Annotated in this window: 2 protein-coding genes; both read left to right on the top strand. The window is 32.1% G+C overall.

What is annotated here, in order from left to right:
• On the top strand, nucleotides 1–2,125 hold a 2,125-nt coding region (locus tag ACFIK2_RS06940; protein WP_375677067.1), incomplete at its 5' end, for a type ISP restriction/modification enzyme.
• 1,733 nt (nucleotides 2,126–3,858) lie between these two features.
• Nucleotides 3,859–4,401 (top strand): hypothetical protein (locus tag ACFIK2_RS06935; RefSeq protein ID WP_375677066.1); only part of this gene is annotated, 543 nt, incomplete at its 3' end.

Here is a 4,401-nt window from a genome sequence, read left to right as displayed (position 1 = left end):
ATATAAATTCCGTCATGATATCCATGCCAATGAGATTGTTTTGCTTGCCTATTACATAGCTGCGATTAACATTGAATCGACGTATCATAGTATCATGAAAGGTGAATATATTCCTTTCAAGCATATTGGTTTGACCGATACTTTCCGCATGCTTGAAGAGAAGAACCTTCTGCAAAAATTATTCAAAGAAAACAGTGAATATTTGGAGCATCAAAAGAAACTGGATATCAAAGTTATCTTTGGTAATCCACCTTATTCAACAGGTCAAAAAAGTGAAAACGATAATGCAAAGAATACTTCCTATCCCATATTAAATAAACGTATCAGTGAAACTTACGCTGCTCACTCCAAAACAACTGGTGTGCAAGCTCTTTATGATAGTTATATCCGTGCTATTCGTTGGGCAAGTGACCGTATAAAAGACCGTGGTGTTATTGGTTTTGTTACAAACGCGGGCTTTATTGATGGAAGTTCTATGGACGGTTTACGAAAATGTCTCATTGAAGAATTTAGCAGCCTTTATATTTTTCATTTACGTGGTAATCAACGAACCTCTGGAGAACTTTCTCGTAAAGAAGGTGGCAAAATTTTTGGTTCTGGCTCTCGAGCCCCTATTGCTATCTCTATTCTCGTAAAAAATCCAAATGCACAAAAGCGTGGTAAAATACATTTCCGTGATATTGGAGACTATCTCAATAGAGAAGAAAAGCTCACGATAATTGAAAAATTTAGGAGTATTGATGGCATTACACAGAACAAACAAGGCTGGCAAATAATTACACCGGATAGGCATAATGATTGGCTTGGTCAACGTGATGACAGTTTCAAGACATTCCTAGCTCTAGGTGATAGGAAACCTCATAGTAAAAAACTGTTTGAAATAGTTTCTTTTGGGGTTGTAACCAATCGTGATGCTTGGGCGTATAACTCAAGCCGTGAATCTTTAGCTAAAAATATGCGCAATATGATTAACTTTTATAATAGTGAAGTGAAGCGTTTTAATGATACTTATGCACACGCTGACCATAAGATAAATAAAAATGCTGTAAATAATTTCGTCAATTCCGATGAAAGTAAAATCAGTTGGAGCTATAGTGTTAAACAAGATTTAGTAAAAGGAAAGTTTTTTAAGTTTGAAGATTTATGCCTTATTCAAAGCCTTTATCGTCCTTTTACCAAGCAGTGGCTTTATTATAATCATACTTTTAATGAAGTACTTTATCAAATGCCTCGTATATTCCCAATGGGAAAAGCTGTTGAAAATAAAGTAATACAAATTACAGGTATAGGAGCAAAGAAAGACTTTTCTGTATTGATGACTAAAGCTTTGCCTAATTTAGATACAATTGAAAAAGGAAAATGCTTTCCACGTTATATTTACGAAGATACTACAGTTTTAAAAAGTAAAAGTGAAAACCAATCCCATTTATTTACAGAAGAAAGTACAACAGCTGGTTTACAAAGGCGTGATGCTATTACTGATGAAGGATTAGCACATTTTAAAGCGGCTTATCTTAATGAAACTATCACTAAAGATGATCTATTCTATTACGTTTACGGTCTTTTGCATTCGGAAGATTATCGTGCCCGTTATGCTGATAACCTCTCTAAAGAATTACCTCGTATCCCTTGCGTAAAGAGTGCTGATGATTTTTGGAAATTTGTAACAGCAGGGCGTGAACTAGGTCATTTGCACGTGAATTATGAAAGCATAGAGCCTTATCCAGTGACCTTTAAAAAGGGTAATCCAAAACAGACAGAAATCTCTAATCCCGAAAAATTCTATTATGTAACTGAAATGAAATTCGCAAAAATTAAGAATAGTAAGGAAAAGGATAAATCAACTGTTTTTTATAACAGCAATATCACTATGACAGATATCCCTCTTGAAGCTTATGAATATATTGTCAATGGCAAACCCGCTCTTGAATGGGTTATGGGGCGTCAATGCGTTAAGACTGATAAAAAGAGTGGTATTGTTAATGATGCCAATCGCTATGCTGTTGAAACCGTTGGAAACCCTGCCTACCCTCTAGAGTTGTTTCAAAGGGTTATTACCGTAAGTTTAGAAACAATGAAAATCGTTAAGAACTTACCAAAATTAGAAATAAGAGAAACTGAATAATTTATAAAGCATGCTCACATAATGGGTATGATAACTCATAAGGGGTATAGAGCTTATAACCATAATCTATACCCCCTTTATAAATTGCTTACATCTAATCTTTAAAAGGAGTGTTTATATGCGTTATTCTAAAAAGAAATCATTTGCACTTTTAGATACTCTCATTTGGATTGCTTTAAGACTTTTAAGAAATCCCATCTTAAATAAAATTAGATTTTTTTACATTGCCTTTAAGAGATTATACCGTAATCTAAAATGAGTGCTTTATTGTTATCAAAAGCTTTGTTTAAAGAGAGTTATGTATATTCATTTTCTTATATTACTTATAGGTTTTGAAGGTGTAAAAACCGTCAAAACCCCCTCAAAACGTATATTATTGGTTGAATTTAGAGGTTGTATTATCAATATGGGTTGTTTTTTTAAGGTCTATAAAATATTAACCCATTGAAATATAATGTTTTTACTTTTTATCGTTTTTTTACATAATAGCAGCAACCCTCAAAACTCAAAACCCCTTCAAAACTCATAACCATAATGATCTTGATAGCATTTCTATAAGTTACAAGCTATCTTTTGAAAGGCTTTAAAGGATCACATGCTTTTTATAAAGCACGTTGTAATCAATTCTCTAAAATCATAAGTTTATATCTTCAAAAGAACTGATAAAAATTCATAAAAAGGATTTTGATAACGTAATCAGTTGCTTTTCATAAGACACGTTTTAATCACTCACTCAAATGATCACTTTTGTCAGTTCAATTTACTGACACATAACTGACAAATATATATTATTAATTGTATTTAAGGTTGTGTTTTCGATATGGGTTGTATTTTAAAATGTTAACATATTGAAATATAATAACTTTTATTTTCACTCATTTGAAAAAATAATTATAGGGTCTAAAAGGAACTGACAAAACTGACAACACTGACACGGTCTATTAAAAGGGATTTTACTGATCTCTATAATGATCAATTTCTCTTTAGATATTTTCATAACAGTCTATAAATCGCAATTATCATATATCCTATTTATCGTTTCTCTTATGAAAATGAAAAATAACACCATGGCTATAAAGCATATAACAGCTATAGAGAATGCATAAAAACAGTAGCTTTGTTTGAATAAAGCAAAAATGCAAATGAATTGCATTGGTTATAAGAGCGCGATGCCTATTAAGATAGTGCAAATGATAAATGTGTTATAAACAAAATTCACAAAAAAATTTAAAATTTATTTAGTAAAAAAATTGATAGGTTATAAAGTTAAAAAAACGCATTATGAGAGCGTTTCTAAATATTATAAATGTATAGATTCAGAAAATACGTAGTCGTTTCATAAAGCCTATAATATATCTTTAAAAGCACATAAATATAAAAGAAGCAATTAATAAGCGTAAGATATTATCAATACACAACGTAGTTAAAAAATACAAAAAAATATCAAAAAAGATAAAATATTAATTGACAATAAATACGTATTTTGCTACATAAATAATTAAGTGATGAAAACACTAAACATGTAGCGAAAAGGTTGCGATAAACCTAATCCTATTATAAAACTGACTATCTTTTATGCTCTAATTAGCATATATGATGATTTTGTCGGGTGTGGTTATGCTATACAATACTCTTATGAGGAAGGCATAACAACGGACTACATGCCGTGTTTTCAACACCCGGCGCCTTTATAGGCTGTCAATTGAAAACACTAAATCATGTAGGATTTAATTATGACAAATATCTCAAAAAACACCCCCATTATCTCTAATATTGCGAATGAAACCGCGTCTGTTAATCAACAAGAGCCTGCAAAAAAATACGAATTTATTGATGATTGTGAATATATCGATGGTCATTTCTTAACTCGAATTAGAGCCTTAAGAGATTTTGATGATGTGAAAAAAGGTGACCTCGGTGGCTATATTGAAAGTGAAGATAATCTCTCTCATGAAGGTAATTGCTGGGTGTATAATAAAGCTCGGGTCTTTCAAAATGCACGCGTCTTTGGAAATGCTAAAGTAAAAAGCTTTTTTGTTGATGTCTATGGAAATGCGCAAATTTATGGGAATGCTATTTTTGAAGGTATGACATTAAAGGACAATGCAAAGCTGTCTGGTAATGCGCATGCTAACAACGCCGTTGTAATTGAAGGCAATGCACAAATTTATGATAACGCCCGTGTCACTGATCATGCTCATATTTCCGATAATGCTGTCATTTGTGATGATGCTCATGTCGGAGGCAATGCAAAAATAAGTGGCTCTGCTTACATT

It is taken from the genome of Bartonella sp. AP88XZML (genome assembly GCF_042195565.1).
Lineage (GTDB): Bacteria > Pseudomonadota > Alphaproteobacteria > Rhizobiales > Rhizobiaceae > Bartonella.
Note: the sequence above shows the minus strand (reverse complement) of the source record. Positions and strands in the feature narration are given on the sequence as shown.